Origin of the sequence: Kineococcus sp. R86509 (assembly GCF_042466365.1) — a bacterium.
Taxonomy (GTDB): Bacteria; Actinomycetota; Actinomycetes; order Actinomycetales; family Kineococcaceae; genus Kineococcus.
On the sequence record NZ_JAXHCE010000001.1, the window covers coordinates 2782172 to 2795914 of the forward strand.

Here is a 13743-nt window from a genome sequence, read left to right on the forward strand (position 1 = left end):
TGGACGGCGGTCGCGCCGTCGTCGCCGGGCAGACCCTGCGCGCTTTGACCGCAGTCGGTTCGGGACCGTACCCTGCTGGAGATTGCGCTCCGCATCGCCGCCCGTCCCCGGGTTCGTCCCGGGTCCACGGTCCGGCAGTACGGCGGGGCCCGCCCGCACGAGTCCCGCCCGAGTCTTGGAGTACTGACGTGAGCAAGCGCACCTTCCAGCCGAACAACCGTCGTCGCGCCAAGGTGCACGGTTTCCGTCTTCGCATGCGGACCCGTGCCGGCCGCGCCATCCTCTCGGCGCGTCGCACCAAGGGCCGCGCGCAGATCTCCGCCTGACGCCGTTCCCCCAGCCCGCGTGCTGTCAGCGGAGCACCGCCTTCGCCTCAAGGACGACTTCACCGTCGCCCTGAAGCACGGCACGCGTGCCGGAACCCGTCGTCTGGTCCTGCACTGGACGGCGACCGACCGAGCCCACCCCACGCGGGTGGGCTTCGTCGTGTCCAAGGCCGTGGGCAACTCCGTCGTCCGGCACCGCACGCAACGCCGGCTGCGGCACCTGGCGTCCGCCCGACTGGTCGTCCTGCCCCCCGAGGGCGGTCTGCTGGTCGTGCGGGCGCTCCCCGCGGCCGGCGACGCCACCTCGGCCGAGCTCGCCGCCGACGTGGACAAGGGCCTGCGCCGGCTGGGTCTCCTCCCGGTCGAGGCGACGGCTCGTGCCTGACCGACACTGGTGGCACCCGTTGCGCTGGCCGGCATCGCTGCTGGTCGGGCTGGTGCGCATCTACCAGCTGCTCGTCTCGCCCGTCCTGGGCCCCACGTGCCGCTTCTACCCCTCGTGTTCCGCCTACGCCGTCGAGGCGTTGCGCACCCGAGGTGCTCTCGTCGGGACTTGGCTCGCCGTCCGACGACTCCTCCGCTGCCACCCGTGGAACCCTGGTGGGGTGGACCCCGTTCCGCCGAAGGGCCACTCGCGGGTGAAGGCCCCGTGAGCCCGACCCCTGTGAGAGGACAAGCCGCACGATGATCGATTTCTTCTACCAGCTGCTCCATCCCATCCAATGGGTGGTGGCGTGGATCATGGTGCGCTTCCACGACCTGTTCACGGCCATCGGGTTCAACCCCGCCGGCGGTGCGGCGTGGTCGCTGTCGATCGTCGGCCTCGTGGTCGTCATCCGCATCCTGCTGATCCCGCTCTTCGTGAAGCAGATCAAGGCCATGCGGGGGATGCAGGTCATCCAGCCCGAGATGCGCAAGATCCAGGCCAAGTACAAGGGCAAGAACGATCCTGCGTCCCGCCAGGCCATGCAGCAGGAGATGATGGCGCTCTACCGCGAGTCGGGGACGAACCCGATGGCGAGCTGCCTGCCGATCCTGCTGCAGTCCCCGATCTTCCTGGCGCTGTTCCACACGCTCAACGGCATCGGCCAGGGCAAGTCGATCGGCCCCTTGAACGCCACTCTGGTGGAGCAGGCCGACAACGCGACGATCTTCGGCTCTCAGCTCTCCGACATCTTCTTGAAGTCGTGGACCACGGGTGAGTGGAACACGATCGTCCTCACCGCAGTGATGATCGTCCTCATGTCGGCGTCGCAGTTCATCACCCAGCGCCAGCTGATGGCGAAGAACACGTCGTCGGCGTCGATGGAGGGCAACCCCTTCGCGCAGCAGCAGAAGCTGATGCTCTACGTGCTGCCGGTCATCTTCGCCGTCTCCGGCGTGAACTTCCCGATCGGTGTCCTCCTGTACTGGCTCACCACGAACGTCTGGTCCATGGGGCAGCAGTTCTTCGTCATCCGGCGCATGCCCAACCCGGGGTCGGTGGCGGAGAAGGAGCTCGAGGAGCGCAAGGCTCGTCGCGCCGCCCGCCGTGGTCAGGTCCTCACGACCGACACGTCGGGCCCGTCCGGCACTGGTGTGACTGCCGAGCACACCACCAACGCCCCGGCCCGCCGGCAGCGTCAGCAGCCCAAGCGCGGCGACAGCCGTGAGCAGCGCCGTCCCGGCGGTCCGCGCTCCAGCCAGGGCCCGAACCGCTGAACACCTCAGAACCAGCTGCACAGCGAGACCCAGGAGGACCTGTGAACGGCACGACGGACGCGGTCGAGGAGACCTCGGTGGCAGAGACCGAGGCCGCCGCCGCGACGGAAGAGACTCCGAAGCGCGGATCGGCCAAGTCGCGACTCGAGGAGGAAGGCGACATCGCCGCCGACTACCTCGAAGAGCTCCTGGACATCACCGACCTCGACGGTGACATCGACATCGACATCGAGAACGGCCGTGCGTCGGTCGCGATCGTCGCGGACGAGGCCGGTACACCCGCCCTCGAAAAGCTGGTCGGTGCGAGCGGCGACGTCCTCGAGGCGCTGCAGGAGCTCACCCGCCTGGCCGTCCAGGCTCAGACCGGAGACCGCACACGGCTCATGCTTGACGTCGCCGGGCACCGCCTCACCAAGCGCGGCGCTTTGGTGCGCCTCGCCGGTGAGGTCGTCGCCCGGGTCCGCGCCAGCGGCTCGGCCGAACGCCTCGAACCCATGCCCGCGTTCGAGCGCAAGGTCGTGCACGACGCCGTGGCCGCGGCCGGTCTGCTCAGCGAGTCCGAAGGTGAAGAGCCCCGTCGTCGCGTCGTGGTGCTCCCCACCGTCATCGAGAGTGGTCCACAGGGCGACGACGACTGAACAGGCAGGCTCCCGTCAGCCGATAGGGTGACGGGGTGTCTGATGAGGTGCCTGAGGGCGGTGGTGTTTCACGTGAAACGCCACCGCCCTCCGTCGTTTCCGAGAGTTCCTCCGAGGTCCCGACCGAGGCGGTGTCACGCGTCTTCGGGGACCGCGCCGATCGCGCCGCCGCCTACCGCGAGCTCCTTGCGACGGCCGGTGTCGAGCGGGGGTTGATCGGCCCGCGTGAAGTCCCGCGGCTCTGGGACCGGCACATCCTCAATTGTGCTTACCTCAGTGAAGTCATCGACGAGGGGTCGTCGGTCATCGACATCGGCTCCGGTGCAGGTCTGCCAGGCATCCCGCTCGCTCTCGCCCGGCCGGACCTCCACATCCGCCTCGTCGAGCCGCTGGAACGGCGCTACACCTTCCTCCGCGAGGCGATCGCCGAACTGGACCTGCGAGACCAGGTCGCGGTCGCGCGGGGTCGCGCTGAGGACGTGCGGGGTGAGTTCTCCGCTGCGGTCGTCACGGCTCGAGCCGTCGCTCCGCTCAAGACTCTCTACGGCTGGGCGCTGCCGCTCGTCGTGACCGGTGGGCACCTCATCGCCATCAAGGGCCGGAGCGCCTCCGAGGAGATCGCCGCCGCAGCTGCGACCCTGCAGCAGATGGGCATCACGACGGCTCCCGAGGTACTGAGCGTCGGACCCGACGACGGCACGGGGACGACCGTGGTGCGGGTGGCCCGGGGGCACGGTCCGCTGCGCGCTGCACCTGCACCGGGCGCACCGGCCGTGGCGAAGCGCCGCCCCGGCAAGGGCAACCGTCGATGAGTGAGGGAGAGGAACGAGGAGTGGCACAGCTCGGCTGGTTCAGCAGCTCGCGGCCGGCGTCGAACGGCTCGGGGCACCTGGGGTGGTTCTCGGTCTCCGCCCTGATGCTCGATGAGCCTCAGGCTGTCGACGTTTCACGTGAAACCGAGGTGCACGTCGACACCATTAACGTCGATGTTCCACGTGAAACGCTGCTCGTCGCCATTGAGCCGGTAGCGCCCGTTTCACGTGAAACCGAGCCGCAGTCAGAGTTGGTGGACGTTTCACGTGAAACGCCCGTTGCTCCGCCCATCCTGACGTCGGTGGAGACCCTCCCGGTGATCGACGAAGTCGACGAGCTCGAGGAAGCCGAGGAGGAGCTCCCTCCGGTTCCACGTGAAACACGGCGCGCGACGGTGTCGGAGCGCTTCCCGCTGCCGACGGAAACCCGTGTCATGACGATCGCGAACCAGAAGGGCGGCGTCGGCAAGACGACGACCGCGGTCAACATCGCTTCGGCGCTGGCGGCGGCGGGGCTGAAGGTCCTCGTCCTCGACCTCGACCCGCAGGGAAACGCCTCGACGGCCTTGGGGATCGACCACCACCAGGACGTGCCCGGCGTGTACGAGGTCCTGGTCGAGGGCAAACCCTTGGCCGATGTCGTCCAGCGCTGCGACGAGGCTCCCGACCTCTGGTGCGCGCCGGCGACGGTCGACCTCGCCGGTGCTGAGATCGAGCTGGTCTCCATGGTAGCTCGTGAGATGCGTCTGCAACGTGCGCTCGCCAAGTACCTGAAGGCCTTGGAGAAGGCCGGGGAGCGGCGCATCGACTACGTCCTCATCGACTGTCCGCCGAGCCTGGGCCTGCTGACCATCAACGCCTTCGTCGCGGCCCCGGAGGTCCTCATCCCCATCCAGTGCGAGTACTACGCACTCGAAGGGCTGAGCCAGCTCCTGGCGAACATCGAGCTGATCCAGGAGCACCTGAACCCGGACCTCGAGGTCACCACGATCCTGCTGACCATGTACGACGGTCGCACGCGGCTGGCCGCCCAGGTCGTGGACGAGGTTCGTCAGCACTTCGGGCAGCAGGTCCTGAGGTCTCTCGTCCCCCGCTCGGTGCGGATCTCGGAGGCACCGAGCCACGGTCAGACAGTGATGGCGTACGACCCGTCGTCCTCCGGTGCCCTGGCCTACCTCGAGGCGGCGCGTGAGATCGCCCAGCGTGGCGTCCACGAAACGGTCGCGCCTGCAGGGGATGCTGCCGTGGGAGCGCCGCCCGCTGTGGCGGACCCGTGGGCGCGGTGGAGTGATGGAACGGGGACGCGACGTGGGTTCGCGTCGAAGGAAGGTGGAGCGTGAGCGACAAGCGACGTGGACTCGGCCGGGGACTCGGTGCCCTGATCCCCAGCGGTGGACCGACGACCTCGAGCCGGGTCGGCATGGGAACCGCCACGCTGCCCCCGGCGATGCGCACCGGGGGACGTCCGGTCGACCTCTTCTTCGACCAGCGCTCCGACGAGACCGATACGACGGTCGACGAGACGCCTGACGCGCCGGAGAGCCACGAGGAACGCATCGGCGACCTCGCGGTCGTCACGACCGAGGAGGCGCCCGCAGAGGCCCCCCTGGAGCCGGAGATCACCCCGGAGGTCGAGGTCGAACCCACCGCGACCGACGCCACGACCGACGCCACGACCGACGATGGCCTGGTCGACGTGCCCGGGGCGCGCTTCGCCGAGGTCCCCGTCACCGCGATCGTGCCGAACTCCCGTCAGCCGCGCACGGTGTTCGACGAGGACGAGCTCGCCGAACTCGTGCACTCCATCCGCGAGATCGGGGTGCTGCAGCCCATCGTCGTCCGGTCCTCGGACCCGGCGGAGGACGGCAGCCCGCGCTTCGAGCTGGTCATGGGTGAGCGTCGGTGGCGAGCCGCGACCGAGGCCGGCCTGGAGACCATCCCGGCGATCATCCGCGACACCGCCGACGACGACCTGCTCCGCGACGCGCTGCTGGAGAACCTGCACCGCAGCCAGCTGAACCCGCTCGAAGAGGCGGCGGCGTACCAGCAGCTCCTCGAGGACTTCGGCTGCACGCACGAGGAACTCGCCTCACGCATCGGCCGCTCACGTCCGCAGATCAGCAACACGCTGCGTCTCATGAAGTTGCCGCCGCTGGTGCAGCGTCGGGTGGCGGCGAACGTCATCTCCGCCGGCCACGCTCGTGCGCTGCTGTCGCTCGAGGACGGCGCGGCGATGGAACGTCTCGCCCAGCGGGTCGTCGCCGAAGGTCTCTCGGTGCGCGCCGTGGAGGAGATCATCTCCCTCGGGGACGCGGACCACGAGCCGCGACGCCGCAACCCCGCGCAGGCGCAGCCGGACCTGGACGACCGCGCCTCCACGTTGGCGGACCGGCTCGACACCCGGGTGAAGATCAGCATGGGACGCACCCGCGGGCGCATGACGGTCGACTTCGCCGGCCTGGAGGACCTCGACCGGATCCTCCGCCTGCTCGACGCCACACCCACCCCCTGAGCACGGGCGGCGCGCCGGTGACCCCCCACCCGACGCGCCGCCCGTAGCACGTCCGCAGGTCAGCTCCGGAGCGCGCTCTCCACGATGGAGCGGTACACGGAGTCGAGTTCCAGCCCCGCGGCCTCCACGGCCTGCGGCAGCAACGACGTCTCGGTCATCCCTGGGGCGGCGTTCGCCTCGAGGAACACCAGATCACCGGAGTCGGTGACGATGAAGTCGATGCGGGACAGGTGGCGCAGTCCCAGCGCCTCGTGCGCACCCCGGGCCGTCCCGGCCAGCCGCTCGGCGTCGTCGACGGACAACCGGGCCGGTGCGAAGAACTCCGTGGTCCCGGCGGTGTAGCGGGCCGCGTAGTCGTAGGAGCCGCCGTCGGCGACGATCTCGACGGCGGGCAGGACCTGGACCTGCCCGTCGATCTCGACGACGGAGACGGCCACCTCCACCCCCGGGACGTGCTGCTGGACCAGGGCGGTGTCGCCGTAGGCGAACGAGTCCACGACGGCGCGGGCGAGGTCCCGCGGTTCCCCGACGACGGCGACCCCCAGCGCCGAGCCTCCCCGGCTCGGCTTCACCACGAGCGGGAAGCCCGCCCAATCGGCGGCTGCGGCCAGGACGGGCTGGGCTCCGAGGTCGCGGAAGGTGGCGTGCGGCAGCGCGATCGAGGGGGGGACCCTGATCCCCGCCGCCGCGACGATGCTCTGGGCGATGGGTTTGTCCCAGGCCAGTCGACAGGCCCCCGGGCGGGCGCCGACGTAGGTGAGCCCGAGGAGTTCCAGGACGTCACGCAGCGCGCCGTCCTCCCCGATCGCCCCGTGCAGCACGGGCCACACGACGTCGGGTCGTTGGGCGGCCAACGTCGGCAGCAGGTGCGCGTCCGCGTCGAGGATCGTCACCTCGCAGCCGGAGGAGCGCAACGCGTCCGCGACCCGGCGACCGGAGCGCAGGGAGACGTCCCGTTCGTGGGAGAGACCGCCCGCGAGGACGGCGACGTGCAGGTCGCGGGTCATGCCAGCTCCGGTCCGGGGTTGTCGTGGCCGGCTCGACCGGCGCGCGGGGTGACGGGGCCGAAGGTCTCGGCCACGTCCAGTTCGTCCTGCACGACGGCGGCGAGGCGGCGGACACCCTCACGGATCCGTTCGGCCGGCGGGAAGCAGTACGACAACCGCACCGACCGGCTACCGCTCCCGTCGGCGTAGAAGGCGCCGCCGGGGACGTAGGCGACGCGGCCAGTGACGGCGCGCGGCAGCATCGCCTTCGCGTCGAGACCGTCGGGCAACGTCATCCACACGTAGAACCCGCCGACGGGGTGCGTCCACGTCGCTCGGGGGAGGTGCGTGGCGAGGGCGTCCAGCATGGCGTCGCGCCGCTCGCGGTAGAGCTCGCGGAAGACCTTGACCTGGCCCATCCAGTCGTAGCTCGACAGGTACTCGGCGATCGCGAACTGGCCGAAGGAGGTCGGGCAGAGGATCGCCGACTCCGAGGCCAGCACGAGCTTCTCCCGCACGGCGTGCGGCGCGACGGCCCACCCCACGCGGTAGCCCGGCGCGAACGTCTTGGAGAAGGACCCCAGGTGCACGACGTGCTCGGGGTCCATCGAGCGGAGCGCGGGCAGCGGGTCGCCGTCAAAGCCCAGCAGCGCGTACGGGTCGTCCTCGAGGATCAGCAGCTCGTGGCGTCGGGCGATGGCCAGGACCTCCCGCCGCCGTTCCAACGAGAGCGTCACGCCCGCCGGGTTGTGGTGGTTCGGCACCGTGTAGAGGAACTTCACCCGCTTGCCCTCGGCCCGGAGGCGCACGAGGGCCTCCTCCAGCGCCGCGGGCTGCAGTCCGTCGTGGTCGAGGGGCACGTGCACGACCTGCGCCTGGTAGCTGCGGAACACCCCGAGAGCACCGACGTAGCTGGGCGCCTCGGCGAGGACCACGTCACCCGGGTCGAGGAAGATCCGAGACACGAGGTCGAGGGCCTGCTGGGACCCGGTCGTCACGACGATGTCGTCGGGGTGGGCCTCGATGCCCTGGGGGCGCATGACCTCGACGATCTGCTCGCGCAGCACCTCCTCACCCTGACCGGAGCCGTACTGCAGGGCCACGGCTCCCTTCTGGGAGATCAACCGCGCGGAGATCTCGGCGATGGCGTCGAGGGGGAGCGCGGGCAGGTAGGGCATGCCGCCGGCGAGCGAGACGACCTCGGGCCGGTTCGCCACGGCGAACAGCGCCCGGATCTCCGACGCGGTCATCGAGGCGGTCCGTTCGGCGTAGGCGGACCGCCAACGGTCCAACCTCCGGCCAGCCCCAGTTCCGGCCCCGGCCGCCGCCGACGCGGGGGACGCGTCACCGGGACTCGAGGGCGGGCGGTGCTGGCTCATGACGGCCTCCTGGGACACGGGTGCTGGGTGGACGAGTGCTCGTCGCACTCTCCGAGACTGCCACCTAGGATGCGTTCGACGCGTGGACGCAACGCGGACGCGTCGTCGAGACGCCGAGCGGGACTGGGGAGGCTGACGCCGGTGGGTCGTCGGATGGCGCCGTTGACGCTCGACACGCTGGCCGACCTGCCCAAGCAGTCGAGGCAGTGCGTCTTCTGGGAACTCGACGCCGGAGCCGCCCAGCGGGCCGCCGCGGCGGGGTACCCGGACTTCGAGAAGGAGGCCTGGATCTCCAGCGTCCTGCTGCAGTGGGGTCCGTGCGGCCGGCTCGTCTACGTCGACGACCAGGCGGCCGGGTTCGTCATGTACGCCCCGCCGGTCTACTCACCCCGCTCGACGGGTTTCCCCACCTCGCCGGTCAGCGGTGACAGCGTCCTGCTGACGACGGGCTGGATCGAACCGGCCTTCCGGGGCGAAGGGCTGGCCCGGATGCTGCTGCAGGGCGCGGCCAAGGACCTCACCCAACGCGGGGTGAAGGCCGTCGAGGCGTTCGGCGGGGCGGCGGCGGCCGTCGGCGGTGACGGCAGCGAGGAGTCCCCGCACGACCACGGCGACCCCTGCGTGCTCCCCGCGCACCTGCTGGAGTCGGTCGGGTTCACCGTGGTGCGTCCCCACCACCGCTACCCGCGGTTGCGGCTGGAGCTGAAGACGGCGCTGAGCTGGCGCGAGGACGTCGAGGCGGCGCTCGAGCGGCTGCTCGGCAGCATCCGGGTCCAGACCCTCACCGGGGTAGCCCACCCCTGACAGCAGAGCGCCGGCCCCCACGAGGGGACCGGCGCTCTCCGCGAACGGGATCAGCCGACGAAGTCGTCGAGCTCCTTCAGCAGCACGGGCTTGGGCCGCGCGCCGATGATCGTCTTGACGACCTCACCACCGGAGTAGACGTTCAGCGTCGGGATCGACGTGACGCCGTACTTCGCGGCGATCTTCGGGTTCTCGTCGGTGTTGACCTTCACCACGGTGATCTTGTCCGCGTTCTCGGCGGCGATCTCCTCGAGGATCGGGGCGACCTGACGGCACGGGCCGCACCAGGGCGCCCAGAAGTCGACGAGGACGGGCTTGTCGGACTGCAGGACCTCGGCGTCGAACGTGTCGTCCGTGACGTGGGTGGTGCTCATGGTCGTTCTCCTGATGTGGGTGGGGGTCAGACCCGCGGCTGCGGGCGGTCGACGGTGTCGGAGTCCGCGACGTCGGGCGTCCGGGTCTCCTCGCGCGGGGGCTGCTCGTCCTGCGCGACGTCACCGCGGGCGGCGAGGAACTTCTCGGCGTCCAGGGCGGCGGAGCACCCCATGCCGGCGGCGGTGATGGCCTGCATGTACTCGTGGTCGACGACGTCACCGGCGGCGAAGACGCCGGGCAGGTTCGTGCGGGTGCTGCGACCCTCGACGAGGATGAACCCGTTCTCGTCCAGGTCGACCTGCCCCTTGACGAGGTCGGTGCGCGGTTCGTGGCCGATGGCGATGAAGAGCGCGGTCGCCGCGATCTCGCTCGTCTCACCGGTCACGGTGTCCTGCACCGTGAGGCCCTCGACCTTGTTCTCGCCCAGGATGCCGGTGACGGCGGAGTTCCAGACGAACTTGATCTTCGGGTTGTCCTCGGCGCGCTTCGCCATGATGCGCGAGGCGCGGAGCTCGTCCCGTCGGTGCACGATCGTCACGGTGCGGGCGAAACGGGTGAGGAACGTCGCCTCCTCGACCGCGGAGTCCCCGCCGCCGACGACGACGATGTCCTGCTCGCGGAAGAAGAAGCCGTCACAGGTGGCGCACCAGCTCACGCCACGACCGGACAGCCGCTTCTCGTCCGGGAGACCGAGCTGACGGTAGGCCGAACCGAGCGCGAGGATCACCGCGTGGGCGCGGTAGGTCTCACCGGAGCCGGTGACGACCTCCTTGACGTCACCCTCGAGGCGGACGTCGACGATGTCGTCGGTGATCAGCTCGGCGCCGAACCTCTCGGCCTGCTGGCGCATGTTGTCCATCAGGTCCGGGCCCATGATCCCTTCCGGGAAGCCCGGGAAGTTCTCGACCTCGGTGGTGTTCATCAGCGCACCGCCGGCCGTCACCGATCCTTCGAAGACCAGCGGCCGCAGTTCCGCACGGGCGGCGTAGAGCGCCGCGGTGTAGCCCGAGGGGCCCGAACCCACGACGATGACTTCGCGGATCTCGTTCGTGGTGGCGTCGCTCACCTGTGCGGACCTGCTTCCTCGATCGGTGCCGACCCCGCGGTCACGGGGCTCCGGCGTTGCTGCTTCTTCAACCGATCGTAGGGGTGCGCTGTTCCCGGCGCCGAACCCTCACACCACGTTCAGGAACCGTTCGGGAGGGGCACGTCGACCCGGCTGTAGGCGGGGTCTCCGGGGACGCAGTCGAGGGCCACGACGACGACCTCGGCCCCGTCGGTGGTGGTGTGGACGACGAGAGCGGCCGGTGTGGTGCGCCAGGTCGCGATCTCGACGGCGAGGACGGAGTCCGGGTCGACCCCGAGGCTCTTCGTGCAGGCCAGAGCCTTCTCGGCAGCCGGGCGTTGCGCCGGGTCGCTCGTCGCGGACTCCGTGTCCTGCGGGGTCATGAGCATCGTCCGCCCCTTGTCGGCCGCGTCCAGCCCCGGGGTCGCGTCGGGCGCGGAACCCCCGGTGGGGGCGCCCTCGTCGAGAGTGTCCTCGGCGAGGTCCTGGACGGCGGTGGCGTCGGTGTAGTCCTTGCCGCTGAGCAGGACCTTCGCCGACGGCGGCACGGACTCACCCATCGCCACCGAGCCACCACCGGCGGCCGTCGAAGAGGACGCCCCGGACAGCGAGTGGTCCTGCGAGAGCCAGAAGCCGCCGCCCCCGACGACCACGACCGCGGCCGCCGCGGCCAGCAGTCGTGGCAACCGCGACGGGCGCCGACGGGCGGCCAGCGAGGCGACGGGGGTCTCGGTGCGCACGGCCGCGAGCGCCGCGTCGACGCGGGCCACGACGTCGTCGGGCATCGGACCGAGGTCGGCCGCTCCGCGCAACCGGTCACGGACCCGTTGCTCCTGGGGGCTCAGCACCTCGTCCTCGGTGCTCTCCCCGAACTCCTCGCTCACCGCGGACCTCCTCCCGTCTCCGAACTCGACCAGGGGTGTGACGTCGTGCGACGTTCAACGGTTCCCCGCGCTCACACCCGATCGCCGAGGAGCTCGGCCAGGGTCACCCGTCCGCGCGAGCACCGCGACTTCACCGTGCCCACCGCGACGCCGAGGATCTCGGCGGCCTCGGCGACCGGGACGTCGTACATGTCGACGAGCACCAGGGCCGCCCGCTGGGCCTCGGGGAGGCGGGCGAGGGCGCGGGTGACGTCGAGCCCGGCCTCGACGTGCGGGGTCGCGTCCTGGACGACGGCCAGCGCCGCCCCGGTGCGGGCGCTCTCGTCCCCGCCGGGACCGACCTCCTCCTCGAGGGGACGGGTCGGGCGCACGGCCCTGCGCCGGGCCCGGTCGAGGCAGGCGTTGACGACGATCCGGTGCAGCCACGTCGTGACGGCGGAGTCCCCGCGGAACCGGTCGGCCGCGCGCAGGGCCGAGACGAGGGCGTCCTGGACGGCGTCGGCGGCCTCCTCGCGGTCGCCCGTCGTGCGCAGCGCCACGGCCCACAGCCGGTCGCGGTGCCGGCGGACGACCTCGCCGAAGGCCTCCGGGTCGCCCGCGACGTGCGCGGCGAGGAGCTCCGCGTCGGTGCGCGGGTCCACCGGCGCACCGGTTCCCGCGGGGGTCACGGCGCCTGGGTGGGGATCGTCCCCGTGACGGCGATCTCGGCCACGCGGGCCCGGAAGACGCCGTCGGTCGTCGGGAGCTGGGTGAACCAGACGACGAGGTAGCGGCTGCGGACCGGCTGCGCGGGGGTCAGCGTCTGCGCCCCGCCGGCCGGGGCGCTCGCGACGGGGGTGGAGCCGTCGAGGGCCGGGCCGGGGGCCGTCAGCAACGAGACCGACCCGCCGTCACCGCCGTCGGTGAGCTGGACCTGGCTGACGTCGGCCTCGACGCCCAGGTCGAGCACGAGGCCCATGCCGTCCTTGAGACCGGCGAACGTGGCGGAGTTGTAGCGCTGGCTCTCCCACGCCGTTCCGGGGTCGCCGTCGATCGCCCGCGGAGCCGTCGCCGAGGACTCCCCGCCGCCCTGCGGGTCGAGGGCGGCGATGGAGGCCACGGGCAGCACGATCGGCGTCACCGGCGGCGGGGTGGCGGCACTGGGCGAGACCGCGGGGGCGCTCGTCGCGGCGGGCGCCGAGGTCGTCGCGGGGGCCGGGGCGCTGGCGGCACTGGTCGGGATGTCGGGCACGGCGATCCGGCTCAACTGCCACAGCGCGAGCACCAGCCCGACGACGATCACCGCGCCGACGATGGCCAGCACCAGGCGGGAGTCGTCGCGCGGGGGCCGGGCGGTGGTGTGCGGGCGGGTGAACGGGACGGGCGGCTCCTCCTCGGGGACCACCTCGTCGCGGTTCTTCAGCCGACCCCGGAACTCCTTGGTCGCGGCCTCGCCGCGCATCCGGCGCAGGGTCTCCTCCCAGGGCGCCATCGTCCACGGCGCGAGCTGCAGGGCGAGCTCCGCGGGGTCGCGCGGGCCGTCCTCGTGCGGGCCGAACGTGACGCTGCACAGGGTGTCCAGGTCGTTCGGCACGTCGGGCCTGATGTCCTTGGGCGGCAACGGTTCACCGTCAGTGGTCGGCGACTGCGGGAGGCCGGCGTGCGGGGCCAGCGCCTCCAGCGCGGGCCAGCGCGCGACGAGTCCGGCGTAGACGAGCGCGACGAGCGCGACGGCGTCGGCGCGGTTGGCCAGCACCGCCGCGCGGGCCGGGGAGAGCGCGGGCGGGTCGATCTCGAGGGCCGCCTCGATCCCCACCCCGCGGACCCGCACGACCCCGTCGGGGCCGAGGACGACGTCGTCGGGGGTGAGGCGGGTGTGGTGCAGTCCCCGGCGGGCGGCGACGTCGAGCGCGGAGGCGACCTCGCCGACGAGGGCGCGGACGGCGGCGGGCTTCATCGGACCGGACCGCAGCAGGTCGCTCATGGAGCGCCCCTCGACGAACTCCTCGACGACGAAGACCGTGGCGGTGCCGTCGGCGGCGGTCAGGTCGGTGCCCGCGTCGAGGATGCGGGGGATGCGCGGATCGGTGATCATGGCGGCGCGGCGGGCGGCGTCGAGGAACTCCTCGGCCCGGGTGTCGCCGGCGGGCAGCGTGCGGACGCGGACGGGCCGGTCCAGCGTCAGGTCACGACCGCGGAACTCCCGCGTCCCCAGCTCGGTGGCGACCGACAGCTCCCGGTCCAGGGCGTAGCGGTCGGCCACGAGCTCGTCGCCCGCGTT

16 protein-coding genes are annotated in these 13743 nt (G+C 71.5%); 9 read left to right on the forward strand and 7 right to left on the reverse strand.

What is annotated here, in order from left to right; translation table 11 throughout:
- The first annotated feature begins 188 nt into the window (after nucleotides 1-188).
- From rpmH to SJY07_RS13750, 8 genes are all read left to right on the forward strand, one after another.
- Nucleotides 189-326 carry a 50S ribosomal protein L34 gene (rpmH, locus tag SJY07_RS13715; RefSeq protein WP_012085693.1) on the forward strand — a complete coding sequence of 46 codons (138 nt, stop codon included), beginning with the start codon at nucleotides 189-191 and terminating at the stop codon, nucleotides 324-326.
- 19 nt (nucleotides 327-345) lie between these two features.
- Entirely contained in the window at nucleotides 346-711 is a 366-nt protein-coding gene (gene rnpA, locus SJY07_RS13720) for a ribonuclease P protein component (RefSeq protein WP_328293683.1), read from the forward strand.
- Nucleotides 704-979: a membrane protein insertion efficiency factor YidD gene (gene yidD, locus SJY07_RS13725; protein WP_328293682.1), complete on the forward strand. Its 276-nt coding sequence runs from the start codon at nucleotides 704-706 to the stop codon at nucleotides 977-979. Before rnpA ends, yidD begins: the two co-directional genes overlap by 8 nt.
- A 31-nt stretch (nucleotides 980-1010) precedes the next feature.
- Nucleotides 1011-2027 (forward strand): membrane protein insertase YidC, encoded by a 1017-nt coding sequence (gene yidC, locus SJY07_RS13730; protein ID WP_380159848.1) that lies wholly within the window; start codon nucleotides 1011-1013, stop codon nucleotides 2025-2027.
- Between the two features lie 77 nt (nucleotides 2028-2104).
- Nucleotides 2105-2665: a protein jag gene (locus tag SJY07_RS13735; RefSeq protein WP_380162313.1), complete on the forward strand. Its 561-nt coding sequence runs from the start codon at nucleotides 2105-2107 to the stop codon at nucleotides 2663-2665.
- A 47-nt stretch (nucleotides 2666-2712) separates the two neighbouring features.
- Nucleotides 2713-3477, forward strand: coding sequence for a 16S rRNA (guanine(527)-N(7))-methyltransferase RsmG (gene rsmG, locus SJY07_RS13740; protein ID WP_380162315.1), 765 nt, complete (start codon nucleotides 2713-2715; stop codon nucleotides 3475-3477).
- Nucleotides 3478-3497: 20 nt separating this feature from the next.
- Entirely contained in the window at nucleotides 3498-4817 is a 1320-nt protein-coding gene (locus SJY07_RS13745; RefSeq protein ID WP_380159850.1) for a ParA family protein, read from the forward strand.
- Complete coding sequence (locus tag SJY07_RS13750; RefSeq protein ID WP_380159852.1) at nucleotides 4814-5989, forward strand: ParB/RepB/Spo0J family partition protein; 1176 nt, start codon at nucleotides 4814-4816, stop codon at nucleotides 5987-5989. The genes SJY07_RS13745 and SJY07_RS13750 overlap by 4 nt, the downstream gene beginning before the upstream one ends.
- A gap of 59 nt (nucleotides 5990-6048) precedes the next feature.
- Here SJY07_RS13750 and SJY07_RS13755 read toward each other — a convergent pair whose 3' ends face one another.
- Together SJY07_RS13755 and SJY07_RS13760 are read right to left on the reverse strand one after the other, a co-directional pair.
- On the reverse strand, nucleotides 6049-6996 hold the full coding sequence (locus SJY07_RS13755; RefSeq protein ID WP_380159854.1) for a D-alanine--D-alanine ligase: 948 nt from the start codon (nucleotides 6994-6996) through the stop codon (nucleotides 6049-6051).
- Entirely contained in the window at nucleotides 6993-8354 is a 1362-nt protein-coding gene (locus SJY07_RS13760; protein ID WP_380159856.1) for a PLP-dependent aminotransferase family protein, read from the reverse strand. The genes SJY07_RS13755 and SJY07_RS13760 overlap by 4 nt, the downstream gene beginning before the upstream one ends.
- 141 nt (nucleotides 8355-8495) lie before the next feature.
- Between SJY07_RS13760 and SJY07_RS13765 the strand changes: the two genes are divergently transcribed.
- A complete protein-coding gene (locus tag SJY07_RS13765; protein WP_380159858.1) occupies nucleotides 8496-9158 on the forward strand; it encodes a GNAT family N-acetyltransferase in 663 nt (220 codons plus the stop codon).
- A gap of 50 nt (nucleotides 9159-9208) precedes the next feature.
- Here the strand turns inward: SJY07_RS13765 and trxA are convergent, their stop codons facing one another.
- From trxA to SJY07_RS13790, 5 genes are all read right to left on the reverse strand, one after another.
- Entirely contained in the window at nucleotides 9209-9532 is a 324-nt protein-coding gene (gene trxA / locus SJY07_RS13770; protein WP_328293673.1) for a thioredoxin, read from the reverse strand.
- Nucleotides 9533-9558: 26 nt separating this feature from the next.
- On the reverse strand, nucleotides 9559-10599 hold the full coding sequence (gene trxB, locus SJY07_RS13775; protein ID WP_328293672.1) for a thioredoxin-disulfide reductase: 1041 nt from the start codon (nucleotides 10597-10599) through the stop codon (nucleotides 9559-9561).
- 119 nt (nucleotides 10600-10718) lie between these two features.
- Entirely contained in the window at nucleotides 10719-11483 is a 765-nt protein-coding gene (locus tag SJY07_RS13780; protein WP_380159861.1) for a hypothetical protein, read from the reverse strand.
- A 71-nt stretch (nucleotides 11484-11554) separates the two neighbouring features.
- Complete coding sequence (sigM, locus tag SJY07_RS13785) at nucleotides 11555-12151, reverse strand: RNA polymerase sigma factor SigM (RefSeq protein ID WP_328293670.1); 597 nt, start codon at nucleotides 12149-12151, stop codon at nucleotides 11555-11557.
- A complete protein-coding gene (locus SJY07_RS13790) occupies nucleotides 12148-13725 on the reverse strand; it encodes a hypothetical protein (protein ID WP_380159864.1) in 1578 nt (525 codons plus the stop codon). The genes sigM and SJY07_RS13790 overlap by 4 nt, the downstream gene beginning before the upstream one ends.
- Between the last annotated feature and the right edge of the window lie 18 nt (nucleotides 13726-13743).

Bases quoted from the DNA above. Each gene is read 5' to 3' on its own strand.
- yidC (WP_380159848.1), top strand. From the start codon at position 1,011: ATGATCGATTTCTTCTACCAGCTGCTCCATCCCATCCAATGGGTGGTG.
- SJY07_RS13755 (WP_380159854.1), bottom strand. From the start codon at position 6,996: ATGACCCGCGACCTGCACGTCGCCGTCCTCGCGGGCGGTCTCTCCCAC.
- SJY07_RS13760 (WP_380159856.1), bottom strand. From the start codon at position 8,354: ATGAGCCAGCACCGCCCGCCCTCGAGTCCCGGTGACGCGTCCCCCGCG.
- trxA (WP_328293673.1), bottom strand. From the start codon at position 9,532: ATGAGCACCACCCACGTCACGGACGACACGTTCGACGCCGAGGTCCTG.